This is a genomic window from Chryseobacterium sp. ERMR1:04, from assembly GCF_001297705.1.
Taxonomy (GTDB): Bacteria; Bacteroidota; Bacteroidia; order Flavobacteriales; family Weeksellaceae; genus Chryseobacterium.
Genome location: NZ_LIRF01000008.1, coordinates 737860 through 753278, shown reverse-complemented (window position 1 = coordinate 753278; position 15419 = coordinate 737860). Strand labels below are relative to the sequence as shown.

The window sequence follows — 15419 nt, the reverse complement described above, 5'->3', positions numbered from 1 at the left end:
TCTTTAATTGAAAAATCTAGTTTTCGTATTGTTTTCATCGCTTTGTATAGCACAACAAACGGATCAATACACTAATATTCTGTTATCCAAAAAGCTGGGTAAAGAAGTCCAGTCTTATTCAAAAGGATATGGAATAATCGTCGATCAGGAAACTGGAAAATCAGGTATTGTTGATTCTTTAGGTACCATTACGTTTACTTATCCGTATAAAAATGAGATCACCCATTTATGGAAAGATAGATTTATCTTAAAGGTAAAAGAAGGAGAGGCTAAAGGACAGACGGCTTTAATTGATGTTAATGGAAAAGAACTAATTCCTCTTGATAATTTTAAATTCAGAACCTGGGAGAATAAAGATAAACTAATCTATTCTAAAAGTGGGAAAGTGGCTGTTTTTGATTTTAACGGAAAGGAAATCATTCCTTTCTTTGATGACATACAATTTGCCAGTGAAAACAGATTTTTTGTAAAAAAAGATAAGAACTGGGTCATCTATAATTTTGATGGGCAGCAGGTTTCCGATAGAGAATTTAAGGATAATCTTCGTTTTTATAAAGGAAGGGTTTACCTTATGACAGGTGCTAGAAGTGGCGAAGTTCTGGATAATAACGGAAAAACAATAAGTACATTTTCTGATCATTATGTTGAAGATATCAACGGATATCCTTTCATTATTACAAAAAATGAAGCCAAAAATAAATATGGAATCATAGATGAAAATGAAAAGGTTTTGGAAGATGAAATCTACGATCAGGCTTTTGTAGGAAGAGAATATATTTACCTGGTAAAAGATAATAAAGCAAGTATTTTTTCGAAAGCAGAAAAAAAATCTTATCCTACCGATTTTGAGTTTGTAAGCCACTTGTTTAATGGAATGTTTAAGTCTTTGAAAGACGATAAAAATCCTAAAATAGCGGTTATTCGCACCAACGGTGAAGTTGTTCTTCCTAAAGAATATGATGTAATAGAAGCTTTTAAATTAAGAGGTGAAAATTATTTGTATGTAAGTAAAGATGGTGAAGAGAAGCTTTTAGATAAAGATTTAAAGAGCGTTTTAGAAGAAGATTATCAGATAGAAAAAGTGTTTTTTAATAATTTAATTGTTAAAAAAGGAGATACTTTCTATACCTTTTCTCCCAAAGATAAATCTTACACTCCACTTAAAGATGTGGCTGCTATAAAGCCGTTTCAGTCTTATCCGGCTGTCATCTGTAAAAACAGCGAAAACCTTTACGGAATGGTGGATGAGGAAGGAAAACAAATCATTGCATTTATGTATGATGATATTGTTACTTTCACTTCCGGAAATGAAGTAGTGGTACAGAAAGGAGATAAATTCGGGGTTACAAACCTAAAAAATGAACCGTTGAAAGACGTTATTTACGATAAATATTCCGCCGATAGAAAAGGGTTGAAACTTACCAAAGATAAAACCACAGAATACTTAAGCTTTTCATCCTCAGAAAATAAAATACTATTAGATTAACCTGTATACATGACAAAAAACAGTCTTAATTTTTTATTAAAATAATAGTTTAAAATGCATTGAATAACAATTTATAATATCTTTGCGCACCATTTAATTTAGATAAAATTAAATATATTAAATTAGCCAAAACACAATAAGCTAATTCATTAAAGGAAAAAATAATTGTCATAGATATGAAACTATTAGAAGGAAAGGTAGCACTAATTACCGGAGCTACGAGAGGAATCGGGAGAGGAATTGCAGAAATGTTTGCTCAACAGGGGGCAAAAGTAGCATTCACTTACGCTGGTTCTGTAGATAAAGCAAAGGAATTAGAAGAGACTTTAAGTTCTGTAACTCAAATTAAAGGGTACCAATCTGATGCATCAGATTACGATGCGGCTCAAAAATTAGTAGATGATGTAATGGCTGAGTTTGGTAAAATTGATATTCTTGTTAACAATGCAGGAATTACCAAAGATGGGCTATTAATGAGAATGTCAAAAGACGATTGGGACAGTGTTATCAAAGTAAACTTAGATTCAGTATTCAACCTTACAAAGGCGGTTATTAAGCCGATGATGAAGGCAAAATCCGGTTCTATTATCAATATGAGTTCTGTTGTGGGTATTAAAGGAAATGCAGGACAGGCAAACTATGCAGCTACTAAAGCGGGAGTTATTGGGTTTACAAAATCTGTAGCGTTGGAATTAGGTTCAAGAAATATTCGTTGTAACGCTGTTGCACCAGGTTTTATTGAAACTGAAATGACGGCAGCTTTAGATGAAAAAGCAGTACAGGCTTGGAGAGATGGGATTCCATTAAAAAGAGGTGGACAACCCGAAGATATTGCGAATGCATGTGTTTTCTTCGCAAGTGATATGTCTGCGTATGTTACAGGTCAAACATTGAATATTGATGGAGGAATGCTAATGCCATAAGAAGCTCTACCTTAAAAATATATAAAAAGCCGTTCAGTCTGAACGGCTTTTGTTATTTCTAAAAAATCAGTCTTTAAAAACCTGATTCTCCTGTTCCTGAACTCTAATAAAAGTCGTTCTTTTTGACAATTCCTTCAGCTTCGATGCTCCCACATAAGTACATGTTGAACGTACACCTCCTAGAATATCTTTTACCGTCTCTGAAACCGGACCTTTATACGCTACTTTTACTGTTTTTCCTTCTGAAGCTCTGTATTCAGCAACCCCACCTGAGTGTTTATCCATTGCTGTTTTTGAACTCATTCCGTAAAAAGTTCGGTATTTTTTACCATTTTCTTCTATAATTTCGCCGCCGCTTTCATCATGACCGGCAAACATTCCGCCAAGCATCACAAAATCTGCACCGCCACCAAAGGCTTTAGCAACATCTCCAGGAACTTTACAGCCTCCATCTGCAATGATATGTCCACCCAAACCGTGAGCAGCATCAGAACATTCAATAATGGCAGATAGCTGAGGATATCCAACTCCGGTTTTTACACGCGTTGTACACACAGAACCTGGTCCGATTCCTACTTTAATGATATCTGCACCTACCAAAAGAAGCTCTTCTACCATCTCACCGGTTACTACATTCCCTGCGATAATGATCTTATCAGGAAAATTAGCTCTTGCATTCTTTACAAAGTCCACAAAATGCTCGGAATAACCATTGGCTACATCAATGCATAAAAACTCGATTTTAGGGTGCTTTCCAATGATCTGTTTCAGCTTTTCTTCATCCGCTTTTCCGGTTCCGGTGCTTAAGGCAATATATTGATGAATACTTTCGGGCTGACTATTTAAAAAGGTACTCCATTCTTCAACAGAATAATGTTTGTGGATGGCTGTAATAATTTTATCTTTTGCTAATTCTACCGCCATTTCAAAAGTTCCCACCGTATCCATATTTGCAGCGATAATGGGAGTTCCCTGCCATTTCTTTTGGGTATGTTTGAACGTAAATTCTCTCTCTAGGCTCACTTCTGAACGGGATTTTAAGGTAGAACGCTTTGGGCGAAACATTACATCTTTAAAACCCAGTTTGATATCATATTCTATTCTCATAATTTGGATAAATTAATAAGAATAAATTTAAGAAAAAGATTTAATGAAAATAAGAAGAAAAGGGACTTTGTGAATTTATTATGAGTAAATTTTGATTGTTTCAAAGTCTTAGATTACCTTTTTTCTGAATAAAAGGGATGTATGAAATAAGGCGTAAAATAATTTACGCCTTAGGTTTATTTTAATCAAATTTCATGACTTCTTCCAACGTTTTAATGTATTCGTAGGCGGTCATATCAAATTTTACAGGAACAATGGAGATGTATCCGGCAGCCAAAGCTGTTTCATCAGCATCCTCAGATTTATCCATATTATTGAAATATCCTGTTAGCCAGTAATATTTTTTTCCGTGTGGGCTTACTCTTTCGTCAAAACTTTCTTCCCATTTTGCGTTAGCTTGTTTACAAACTTTAATCCCTTTGATTTCTCCTGCAGGAAGTTTCGGAATGTTTACATTTAATACAATTCCTTTTGGCATTGGGTTTTCCAATGTTCTTCTAACGATATTTTGAATAAATTCTTTAGCTTGAGAAAAATCGGCTTCCCAACTGAAATCAAGCAATGAAAATCCGATTGCAGGAATGCCTTCCACACCAGCTTCTACCGCTGCAGACATTGTTCCGGAATAGATTACATTAATTGAAGAATTTGCTCCATGATTGATTCCTGAAACTACGATATCCGGTCTTCTTGTCATGATTTTATCAAGAGCCATTTTCACACAGTCAACGGGAGTTCCACTACAAGAAAAGTCTGTTTGTGGGCCGTCTAAGGTTACTTCTTCGTAACTTAAGGTAGAATTAATGGTAATAGCGTGTCCTTTTCCGCTTTGAGGAGAATTGGGCGCTACAACAACAACTTCTCCGATTTCGTTCATAAAACTGATAAGATTTCTGATACCAGGTGCTGTAATTCCATCATCATTAGTAACCAGAATAAGAGGTCTTTCCATATTATATTTTAATTTTAACAAATATAGGATAAAAGACTTTCTTTAAAAACTTCGATTTTAAATATTATTTGAACTTTGATCACTTTTGTTCATTTTTGCATAAACTAATTCCAAATAAATTCACTCAATGGGTATTCTAATTTCTGTAGTAATAATTTTAAGCTTACTGGCCCTTCCAATAATTGTAAAAGGAGAGATAAGCAGCAAAATAATATCGAGCTTTCTTTTAGGATTATTTATAATTCCACTTTTAATTAATGTTGAAAGATGGTCATCAAAATCTTCCCAAGGAGATATATTGCTATGTATGTTAAATTTTATAGGCTATATTGTTTTTAATATAATCAGTTTGATCATATTATTGATAAAGCCACAAAATCGTAGGGAATATTTTTTCTTTTTTCCAATAATTTCTGCAATGTTAGTGTTTATTTTTACGTCAATGGATGGAGTGAAATATGCATTTCTTATAGTAGGAAATATTCTCATTGCATTCCTACCTCTCTACGTTTATATCTACTATCTTTTGTATAAAAAAAGGGTATGATGAATATTAATTTTTTTCAATTTTCAGTTTTATTAATCACTATAATAATCCTTATTTATTCATGGAAAAGAAAGAGATCTTTGGCAAATTTTCTCTTGGGAGCTTTAATTTTAATTGGTTTGAGCAGTCTTGATTTTCTCGACTTTGAAGGAGAAATGAGTATACTTACGACTTGTTTTATGATGTTCAGTTATCTGGGTTTTAGTTTCACCTATGTTATTTATGCTGCTAATAAAAATTCTGATTATCATATTACTTATTCTTGCAGTTTTTTAGTGATTTTTATCTCAGTCTGCTTTTTCTGTATCGATGGCGGAAAATATTATGAGTATAAATTTGGAGAAGCTTTGAGAATCATCGTTTCATTCTTTCCTCTGTATATTTTGACATTAATTGAAGATCGAAAAATAAAGCAGCATACTTCTAATAATAAAAACTCTTAAAACTATCTGATATTTATAAATAAGGTATTAAATTTGATAGTTTGTAACAGTAATTTAAAAATTACTACTAATTAAAATACTTTTTAAAAAATTAATAAAATACATTACAGATTTATGTGGAAAAATTTCAAGCTAAATAAATTTTTACTCCTAATTCCATTAACAAGTCTAATGTTTTGTTTCAACTCACCTAAAAATGATGATGAAAAGATGCAGACGATAATGGTGAGCGTAAAGAACACTCTTTCTTATCTACATTACAGCCCAAAAGCTATTAATGATGCTTATTCTAAGGATGTTTACAAACAATATTTTGAGATGATAGATCCGGGAAAAAGATATTTCCTGCAATCTGATATGGATGAATTCAGCAAGCACGAAACAAAGCTTGATGATTATCTGAATATCGGTGATCTTACGTTCTATAAATTAACGACGGACAGACTTTTTCAAAGGGTTGATGAGATTGATAAATTAACTCAGGATATTTTCAGTAAGCCAATCAACCTTGAAGAAGATGAGAGTTTGGTTTTAGAAAATAAACTTAAAAAAGCACCAGCTTCTAAGCAAGATCAGTATAATGAATGGAAAAAGTTCATTAAATACAATATTCTTCAGGAAATTGAATCTTTAAACAGCAAAGAACTTGCTCAAAAAGAGAAAAAAGATTCTGTACAGAAATATAAATTGCAGGATACAATTAAACTTCAGATTCTTACGCCTGAACAGAAGAAAGTAAAGGCAACGGACGAAGTAAAAGATCTTGTAAAAGATACGTTTACGAGGTTTAAGAAGAGAAATAAAATGAACTGGTTCACAGTGTATATGAATGCATATACAGAAGTTTTTGATCCTCATACCAATTACTATTCTCCAAAAGATAAGGAAGAATTTGATATGGCTTTCACAGGAAAAGTGATCGGAATCGGAGCAGTGATCCAAGAGAAAAAAGGATATTTATATTTAGGTCCTCTTACCATCGGAGCGCCAGCTTGGAAATCGAAGCAGCTTACAGAAGGAGATAAGATCCTAAAAGTAAAATCTAAACCAAAAGATGATGCTGTAAATGTGGTAGGAATGCTTTCTGAGGAAGCGGTAAGATACATCAGAGGGGAAAAAGGAACTCCGGTTACATTAACAGTTCAGAAGAAAGACGGAACGACTAAAGAAGTAACAATGATCCGTGAAGAAGTTGCCATTGAAGATACTTTCGCAAGAAGTATTGTTGTAAATTCTCCAAACGGTAAGAAATATGGTTTCATTAATTTACCAAGTTTCAATGCTGATTTTGAAGATCCAAAAGGAAGAAATGCTTCTGATGACATTAAAAATGAGATCATTAAACTGAAAGCTCAAAACATCGAAGGAATTGTTTTAGATCTAAGAAATAACGGTGGTGGATCTCTAACGGAAGTAGGTGATATCATGGGACTTTTCATGAATGCAGGACCTTATGTTCAGGTAAAAGACGGAAACGGAAAAATTCAGACGCTGAAAAACAAACAGGAAACTCCAATCTGGACAGGACCGGTTGTTATTATGCAAAATGAACTTTCGGCTTCAGCTTCAGAGATCTTGGCGGGTGCAATGCAGGATACTGGAAGAGCGATGATTATCGGTTCTCCACAGTCTTTCGGAAAAGGAACGGTTCAGACTTTTGTTGATTTAAATAGATTCTTAAACAGTGAAGATGATTTCGGTTCTTTAAAATTAACGATCCAGAAGTTCTACAGAATTACAGGAGAGTCTACGCAGAGAAAAGGTATTGTTTCTGATATTCAGATGAAAGACTTCTTTACCTATGCTGAAATAGGAGAGCGATATGATGATTATGCATTGGCGTGGGATAAAATTCCTAGCACCAACTTCCAGAAACTAAACTATTTTGATGTGAAAGCATTAGAAAAAGCAAGCAACGATAGAATGGCTAAAAATACCAACTATCAGTTGTTATTAGAATCTGCGCAATGGAGAGAGAAATTAGATAAAGAAGAGACAATCACGCTTAACATCAATAAGTTTAATGACTTGATGAAGCAAAGAAAAGCTCAGATTGAAAAATTCAAAGCATTAACGAAATTTGAAAACGGTCTTCAGTTTATTTTGTATCCCAATGAAGTAGATAGAGAGAAAAAAGATGAAGCATTCAAGAAGAAATCTGAAATGTGGATCAAAAATCTTAAGAAAGACCCTTACCTTCAGGAAGCAATGAATATCATAGGCGATATGAATGTAAAAAAATAAACACACACACAAACCAAATGATGAATGAGATTAATAACGTAATAAATGACAATGTAAATGTAACATTTAAAGAGATTTTAGAATACAAAATATTTTCGCTGGGTAAGTATAATCTTACGGTCTACGAAATAATAGGAGCGTTCATGATCCTTATTATAGGATTGGTTGTCTCGAAAATAATACGAAGGCTTATTTATAAATCTGAAAGATTTGATCTAGGTAAAAAGTTTGCGTTTTCGCAGGTATTCCATTACGTGATCGTAATTATTATGTTCTTTCTGGTCATGAAAATGCTCGGATTGGATATGTCTCCATTACTCGTAGGTTCAAGCGTAATTTTGGTAGGTATAGGTCTTGGTCTGCAAAATTTGTTTTTAGATTTTATATCGGGGATCATTATTTTGTTAGACAGGACAATACGAGTGGGAGATGTGGTAGACCTCGATGGAATTATAGGCGAGGTTCAGGAAATTAAAATGAGAACGACCACGATTCTTACCAGAGATAATAAGAGTATTATTTTTCCCAATTCTGTTTTAACTAAAAATAGACTGGTGAATTTCTCTCATAATGACGAAGTGGTCGCTTTTGAAATTACGGTCGGAGTGCATTATGATACAGATCTGGAGCTATTGGAGAAGTTAATGGTAGAGGCCGCACTAGAACATGAAAGCGTGCTTAAAGATCCGCTCCCCTCCGTAAGGCTGGAAAATTTTGGAGATAGCTCTTTAGATTTTAAAATGTTTTATCATACAAAAAATTTATTTAGACAGCCAACGATGCGAAGTAATATTAGGAAATCAATATTAAGGAAGTTTCGGGAAAATGAGATCAATATCCCATATCCTATCAGGACCTTAGACTTTCCTAAGAATACTTTTCAATAATAAATCAAAACAAAAAATCCGTTTCACAAGTCGTGAAACGGATTTTTTTATTACCTTTTTCTGAAAGAATTGTACTATTTAATTTCTACACATCCCACTCTTCCGCCTGCATTTCCTGTAGGCTGAGTATGGAAATCATCTGCTGCTGCATGAATAATCATTCCTTTTCCGATGATATTTTTAGATTCGTCAGTACATCCAAGACACCATTTGTCGGTTTTGAAAGTCAATGTGGCAACACCGTCTTTATTAGCCACTAAATTCCCGATATCTCCCATGTGGAAATGCTCAGCTCCCCATTTACCATGATCGTCTTTTCCTGGATTCCAGTGTCCTCCTGTAGACGTTCCATCAGCTGCAGAGCAGTCACCTTTTTCATGAATATGTACAGCGTGGATCCCCGGAGTAAGATTGGTGACATCAAGCTTCATTACAACTTCGTTTCCGTTTTGAGTAAACTTTGCAGTTCCTCCAGTTTGTGTTCCGCTTTTAGCGTTTACAGAATACATTTTTGTAGTTCCGCAAGAAACAGCAAATAATGCACAACCAGCCAATAATGCTAATGTTTGTACTTTCATTTTAAATGATTTTTTATATTGATATAAAGGTAAGTAATATTTAAAATAAAAATTCATAGAATCTTTATTTCCAACATTCGCAATAAAAGACAAATTCTCTATCCTTTATCTTCTTACTTTTACGGGTAAAAACAACAATTGGAAGAATATAAAAGAAGAATCATCAGGATCATTAAATATATAGACAATCATTTGGATGATGACCTCAGTCTTGAAAAAGTGGCTGCTCTAGGCGCCTATTCTCCCTTTCATTTTCATAGAATTTTTAAGCTCATTACGGGAGAAACACTTCAGAACTATATCATCCGAAAGAAAATTGAAAAAAGTGCTTTATATCTTGCTTTAAGGAAGAATGTAGACATTAAGGAAATATACATGGAACTTGGATTTGCAAACCATTCTGTCTTTAATAAAACGTTTAAAAAATACTACGGAAAGTCACCTTCCGAATTTCGTAGGTCTGCCCCAGAAAGTTTCCACAAGATTTTACAAGTTGAGAGCAAGAACGGACAAGTTGATACGGTTTTTCGACAATACATTTGCAAGGTAGAAAACCTATTAAACTGGCGAACAATGAATTTAAAAATTAAAGTAACAGAACTGCAGGAAATGAATCTTGCGTGTGTAATGAGCCTTGGATTGGCTGATGTAGAAAAGTCTTATGATATCTTAATCAATTGGGCTAAAAAGAAACAGCTTTTTCCCCGTGAAAATGTAAAAATGATCTCCGTTTATCATGACAGCTTCAAAGTAACACCTCCCGAAAAAGTAAGGATTCACGCATCTATGCTTCTTGATAATCAACTCATGGAGCAGGAAGGGGAAGTTTTTCCTGAGACCATTGAAGCGGGTAAATTTATCATCGGCAGCGGAGAAGTTACCCTGAATGATTTTGAAAAGTGCTGGGCCTCTTTATTCTTATGGATGAATGAGAACCAGTATTCCATCCGAAAAGCTTTTCCTTTTGAGATCTATCATTCCAATTTCAAAGAGCATCCGGAAGGGAAAATGATTGTTGATTTTTGCATCCCTATTCACTAATCTGCGACTCAGAGTTCAAAGTATGCCTTTCGGTAAGTTTTTTTTCACCGAAAGGCATTTTCAACTGTATTTTTGATCCGAAAATTAAAAACAATGAAAACGCAGACACAAAGATTCTTATTTCTTATTGCTTTTTTCTCATTTTCTCTAAGCTATGCTCAGGTGAAAATTACAGGAAAAGTAACTTTTAGAAATAAAGGAATCAGCGAAATAAATATCACCTTGAAAGACACGTATGATGGAGCTACAACCGATACAAATGGTAACTTCTCATTTGAAACGTCAGAAAAAGGAAACCATACTTTGATATTTACCCACCCAAAATACAATGATGTAGAAAAACCAATTGTCATTGAAAATCAGGAAATATCCGTCAATGTAGAATTGAAAGAACAGATTAACGAAATTGATGCCGTCGTGATCTCAGCAGGCTCCATAGAAGCAAGCGATAAGAAAAGAGCAACCGCATTATTAACACCTATTGACGTGTATACAACGGCAGGGGCAGACGGGCAGATTACTTCTGCATTAACCTATCTTCCGGGTGTACAGAAAGTAGGAGAGTCTGAAGGATTATTCATCAGAGGAGGGACAGGAACAGAATCTAAGATCTTTATGGATGGAAGCTTAATTAACAATTATTTCTCCAGCTCAGTTCCGGGAATTGCGGGTAGAGATCGTTTTAATACGTCACTTTTTAAAGGAAATGTATTTTCAAGCGGAGGATATTCAGCATTGTACGGGCAGGCTCTTTCCGGAGCATTAATGTTGGAAAGTGTAGATCTTCCGGACCAGAGTTCTTATGATTTTGGTATTTCTCCGATTTTTGCGAATGTTGGCTTTCAAAAGCTAAGCGATGATAAAACACATTCTTATGGCGCAACTTTAGGATATTCTAATTTGAATTTAATGCAGAAAGTTTTCGATTTTAATACCGATTTTATCGATGCTCCACAAGGTTTAAATGCTGATGCTAATTTTAGAATTAAAACAAAATCAGGTGGGTTTTTCAAATATTACGGAAAATATGATACCAATAGCATGGGTGTAAAAACAGAAAGCTTAGAAGCTGATAATGAATATTCTTTAATTAAGTTGAAAGGGAAAAACACCTATCACAACTTATCTTTCAAGCAGAAATTCGGGAAATATCTTCTCAACGCAGGAACATCGTATTCATTCAACAGAACAGGTCTTAATTTTTCAACCGAACCCAATGACATTGAATCGGATAAGACAAGATTGCTTACCGATGGAAATTACATCAATTTTAAAGCAGTTTTAGAAAGAAAAATAAATAGAATCAGTGCTGTAAGAGGAGGTTTTGAATTAAATAATACTGATGAAAAACTGACGTTTGAAGAAATCAATAAGCATTATAAAGATTTAATCTCAGCTGCTTTTGTAGAAACAGATTTGGGTTTCAGTAACAATTTATCTGCTAAAATAGGAGTGAGGGCAGAGAATTCATCTTATCTCGGAAAAAGCAACATTGCTCCAAGATTGGCTTTGGCTTACCGTTTCGCAAAAGACTGGACCACCTCTTTTGCTTATGGATTATTCTATCAAAACCCTGAAAGTAAATATATTAATGGTCCTGCCAATCTTGATTTTCAAAAGTCTCAGCATTATATTTTTCAGGTTCAGAGAGCAACAGATGGCAGAAGTTTACGATTTGAGGCTTTTTATAAGAAATATGATCAGCTGATTAAAGTGTCAAATCTTGGATTTAATGATAATCAAGCTCAACCGATTCAAAGAGCTGATAATAATAATGGTTTTGGTTATGCAAAAGGGTTGGAGCTGTTCTGGAGAGACAAGAAAACCTTTGATAATATCGATTATTGGATCAGTTATTCATACTTGGATTCAAAAAGAGATTTTATGAATTATCCAGTAAGTTTACAGCCTAATTTCGCATCAGCACATACCCTTTCAGCAGTTGCCAAAAGATTTATTCCGGAATGGAAATTAGGGGTTAACCTATCGTATAGCTACGCAAAAGGACGCCCATATTATGATTTTGCAACGAAAGAGGTTAATGGGAGCAGTATCAATTATACAAGAAATGAAGGCAGATTAAAAGACTATAATGCTCTTAATTTAAGTTTTAATTATCTTCCGAATCTTGGAAAAAAAGATGCTAAAGCGTTCACCATTTTTGTATTGAGTATCTCGAATGTCTTAGGAACAAAAAATGTGTATGGCTACAATTTCTCTCAAGACGGATCCAGAAGTTCTGGAGTGGTTCCGCCGATTAATACCTTTGTTTTTGTAGGCGCATTTATAAGTTTTGGTGTAGATAAAACCCAAGATGCGATCAATAATAATCTGTAAAATATCAGAAACCCAATCGTTTTATTAATTAAAAATATAACAGACAATACAATATAAACTAACCTCAAAAAACTTAGAAAAAATGAAAAAATACCTATTAAGCTTTGCTTTAGTATTAATGAGTTTAACGGCTTTTGCTCAGACTGCTTATGAAAAAGCAATGACTGAAAAAATTGCAAAATTAGAATCATGTAAATCTTCCGAAGATTTTCAGACATTAGCGAATGATTTCGACAGAATCGGGAAGAAAGAAACAACGCAATGGTTACCGTCTTATTATGCTGCTTTTGCTTATATTCAAAAAGGGAGAGTTCAGATGAGAGAAGGGAAGATGATAGAGTTGGATATCATTGCCGGACAAGCAGAAAAATATCTGGATGCTGCTGAAAATGCAGGTCAAAAAAATAATGCTGAGGTTCATTTATTGAGAAAAATGGCATCCTCTTTAAAGATGATGGTGAATCCTCAACAAAGATTTATGACAGATGGTGCAAAGGCGGGAGAGGAACTTAAAATTGCTGAGAAATTAGATCCAGCCAATCCAAGAATTGCTTTGATAAAAGCTGAAGATACCTATTTCACTCCTGAGCAATACGGAGGTAGCAAGACCAAAGGGATTGAGATGTTTAAACTGGCATTAGAGAAATATAATTCTTATCAACCAAAATCTGCATTAGATCCAAACTGGGGGAAAGGAGAAGCTCAGTATTTTATCAGTCAGGCCACTAAATAATAAATTTAAAAATATTCTAAGCCTTCCAAATCATGGAAGGTTTTTTTGTGCCGTTCAGGAATTAAATATGACGGTTCGGCAAGAAATAATTTTAAATATTTTGAATATAGTCTAAATTTGAGCTAAGAAATTGAATCATGAAACGTAAAAACTTTATCACCTTACTTTGGATATCATTGGCTACTTCAATGTTTTTCTTTTTCGCTTTTACAGATGAAAAAACGATTGAAAACTTTTTATTAACGGTCTTGATCTCTTTCATGTATTCATTCGTTTTGGCGGGCGGAAACGGTATGTTGAATGACTTTCTTAATAAAAAATTCCCCTGGTCTGAAGCCACTACTAAAAGAGCTGCGATAAGCATTATTTCTATTCTTATTGCCAATGTCATATTGGTGTATTTCTGTAATTATGTGAATTTTGTACTGATTCAGAAGGCGGTAAATACAACAGAATATTTTTCAGGACGATATAATTTCATCAATTGGTTTACCATTAATGTTGCTTTACTGATCTCCGCTTTTCTTCATGCAAGAGGCTTTATGGAAGAGCTGAAAAAAACTTCCAAAAAAGAAGTGGTAGAGCAGAAACTCATCGCAAAATCTGCCAACGCACAGTTTGAAAGTTTAAAAAACCAGCTTGATCCGCATTTTCTTTTCAATTCATTGAATGTTTTAAGTTCATTAATTGATGAAAATCCGAGACAGGCGCAGAAGTTTACGGCTTCAATGTCAAAGATTTACCGGTATGTTTTGGAACAGAAAGATAAAGAATTAGTTACAGTAGAAGACGAGATAGAATTTGCAAAAACGTATTGTGATCTATTAAAAACAAGATTTGAAGACAGCGTAGATTTTGTTTTTGATGTTGATCAAGAAGATTACCGAAGATATGTAGTTCCACTTTCGCTGCAATTGCTGTTGGAAAATTGTATCAAACATAATTTTGCCACATCTTCAAAACCATTAATCATCAAAGTTTTTTCTGAAAATGATACGCTGTGCATTGAAAATAACCTGCAGGTGAGAGAACAGATGAAAGAGAGCGCAGGGATTGGACTGGCGAATATTGTTCAGCGTTATGCTTTGCTCACCAAGAAGAATGTTTTCATTGAAAAATCTGAAGATTATTTTAAAGTGAAACTTCCGATATTATCGGGTAAGCCAAACGTTGTCAGTGTGAAACCTGAGGATAGTGATAAAGCCTATGAAAGAGCAAAAAAACGGGTGAAAGAGATCAAAAGTTTCTATGGAAACCTTATTTCTTATTGTGTAATTATTCCGTTTTTGATCATTATTAATTTGATTACAAACCCCAAACATATTTGGTTTTACTTTCCGATGCTGGGTTGGGGAATTGGTGTTTTAGCACACGGAATGAATGTTTTTGCCATTGGGAAAAACTGGGAAGAAAAGAAAATCAGAGAATTAATGAATAAAGAGAAGTAAATGGAAACGCTACACGTCATTTTTTATTTTTCAATGGTGGCTTGGTTTCTGAGTGAATTTCTTTATAAAAGGATATTGAAATCAGGAGAAAAAGACCAGAAAAACAAAGATAAATCTACATTGAATGTACTATGGATTGCCATTCCTTTTTCTATTGTGGCATCTGTAACAGTTTCATACAGTGTGAAATTTCCCATTGTTCACTCTGTCTGGATCTTTTATCTTGGTGAAATTTGTATTCTTACCGGAATCATTTTAAGATTCATCATCATCAGATCTTTAGGAAAGTATTTTACGGTTGATGTAACGATAAGAGAAGATCATAAAATCAAAAAAGAGGGATTTTATAAATATCTGAGACATCCATCGTATGCTTTTTCTTTATTGACTTCTTTTGGTCTAGGTTTATATTTAAATAATTGGTTTTCGTTGATTTTAGCATTTGTTCCTCCCTTATTAGCATTCAGCTACAGAATTAAAATTGAAGAACAGGCCTTGGTAGAACAATTTGGAGAAGAATATATCGAATATAGAAAATCTACAAAAAAACTGATTCCGTTTATTTATTAAATAGAACTAATCGTAAACTTAAACCTTGTTGAGGCGTCTATTTTCCACACAAAAATTAAACCCAATCATCTGCAAAATCCGCGAGAGAAAGAAAAATTAAGCCCCGTAATTTCCATTAAATTT

General features: G+C 34.0%; 13 protein-coding genes. 10 read left to right on the top strand and 3 right to left on the bottom strand.

Annotated features, from left to right (window positions below; translation table 11 throughout):
- Nucleotides 1-7 precede the first annotated feature (7 nt).
- Entirely contained in the window at nt 8-1486 is a 1479-nt protein-coding gene (locus tag AMQ68_RS20670) for a WG repeat-containing protein (RefSeq protein WP_123905747.1), read from the top strand.
- Nucleotides 1487-1662: 176 nt separating this feature from the next.
- Nucleotides 1663-2409 (top strand): 3-oxoacyl-[acyl-carrier-protein] reductase, encoded by a 747-nt coding sequence (fabG, locus tag AMQ68_RS20665; RefSeq protein ID WP_054512475.1) that lies wholly within the window; start codon nt 1663-1665, stop codon nt 2407-2409.
- Nucleotides 2410-2475: 66 nt separating this feature from the next.
- Here the strand turns inward: fabG and AMQ68_RS20660 are convergent, their stop codons facing one another.
- Entirely contained in the window at nt 2476-3516 is a 1041-nt protein-coding gene (locus AMQ68_RS20660) for a GMP reductase (RefSeq protein WP_054512474.1), read from the bottom strand.
- 181 nt (nt 3517-3697) lie between these two features.
- On the bottom strand, nt 3698-4468 hold the full coding sequence (surE, locus tag AMQ68_RS20655) for a 5'/3'-nucleotidase SurE (protein ID WP_054512473.1): 771 nt from the start codon (nt 4466-4468) through the stop codon (nt 3698-3700).
- Between the two features lie 627 nt (nt 4469-5095).
- On the opposite strand from surE, the gene AMQ68_RS20645 reads away from it, so the two are divergent.
- From AMQ68_RS20645 to AMQ68_RS20635, 3 genes are all read left to right on the top strand, one after another.
- Nucleotides 5096-5458 carry a hypothetical protein gene (locus tag AMQ68_RS20645; RefSeq protein ID WP_123905746.1) on the top strand — a complete coding sequence of 121 codons (363 nt, stop codon included), beginning with the start codon at nt 5096-5098 and terminating at the stop codon, nt 5456-5458.
- Nucleotides 5459-5572: 114 nt separating this feature from the next.
- Nucleotides 5573-7702, top strand: a complete 2130-nt coding sequence (locus AMQ68_RS20640; RefSeq protein ID WP_054512470.1) for a carboxy terminal-processing peptidase — start codon at nt 5573-5575, stop codon at nt 7700-7702.
- Nucleotides 7703-7719: 17 nt separating this feature from the next.
- Nucleotides 7720-8589, top strand: coding sequence for a mechanosensitive ion channel family protein (locus tag AMQ68_RS20635; RefSeq protein ID WP_241775193.1), 870 nt, complete (start codon nt 7720-7722; stop codon nt 8587-8589).
- Nucleotides 8590-8663: 74 nt separating this feature from the next.
- On the opposite strand, the gene AMQ68_RS20630 is transcribed toward AMQ68_RS20635, so the two are convergent.
- Entirely contained in the window at nt 8664-9167 is a 504-nt protein-coding gene (locus AMQ68_RS20630) for a superoxide dismutase family protein (protein ID WP_054512882.1), read from the bottom strand.
- A 138-nt stretch (nt 9168-9305) separates the two neighbouring features.
- Between AMQ68_RS20630 and AMQ68_RS20625 the strand changes: the two genes are divergently transcribed.
- From AMQ68_RS20625 to AMQ68_RS20605, 5 genes are all read left to right on the top strand, one after another.
- Complete coding sequence (locus tag AMQ68_RS20625) at nt 9306-10208, top strand: GyrI-like domain-containing protein (RefSeq protein WP_054512469.1); 903 nt, start codon at nt 9306-9308, stop codon at nt 10206-10208.
- A 93-nt stretch (nt 10209-10301) separates the two neighbouring features.
- Complete coding sequence (locus AMQ68_RS20620) at nt 10302-12545, top strand: TonB-dependent receptor (RefSeq protein WP_054512468.1); 2244 nt, start codon at nt 10302-10304, stop codon at nt 12543-12545.
- 82 nt (nt 12546-12627) lie between these two features.
- The gene (locus AMQ68_RS20615) at nt 12628-13278 is read left to right on the top strand and encodes a hypothetical protein (protein WP_054512467.1); all 651 of its coding nucleotides are present in this window, start codon (nt 12628-12630) and stop codon (nt 13276-13278) included.
- 137 nt (nt 13279-13415) lie between these two features.
- On the top strand, nt 13416-14726 hold the full coding sequence (locus AMQ68_RS20610; RefSeq protein WP_054512466.1) for a 2TM domain-containing protein: 1311 nt from the start codon (nt 13416-13418) through the stop codon (nt 14724-14726).
- A complete protein-coding gene (locus AMQ68_RS20605; RefSeq protein WP_054512465.1) occupies nt 14727-15296 on the top strand; it encodes an isoprenylcysteine carboxylmethyltransferase family protein in 570 nt (189 codons plus the stop codon).
- Nucleotides 15297-15419: the final 123 nt, after the last annotated feature.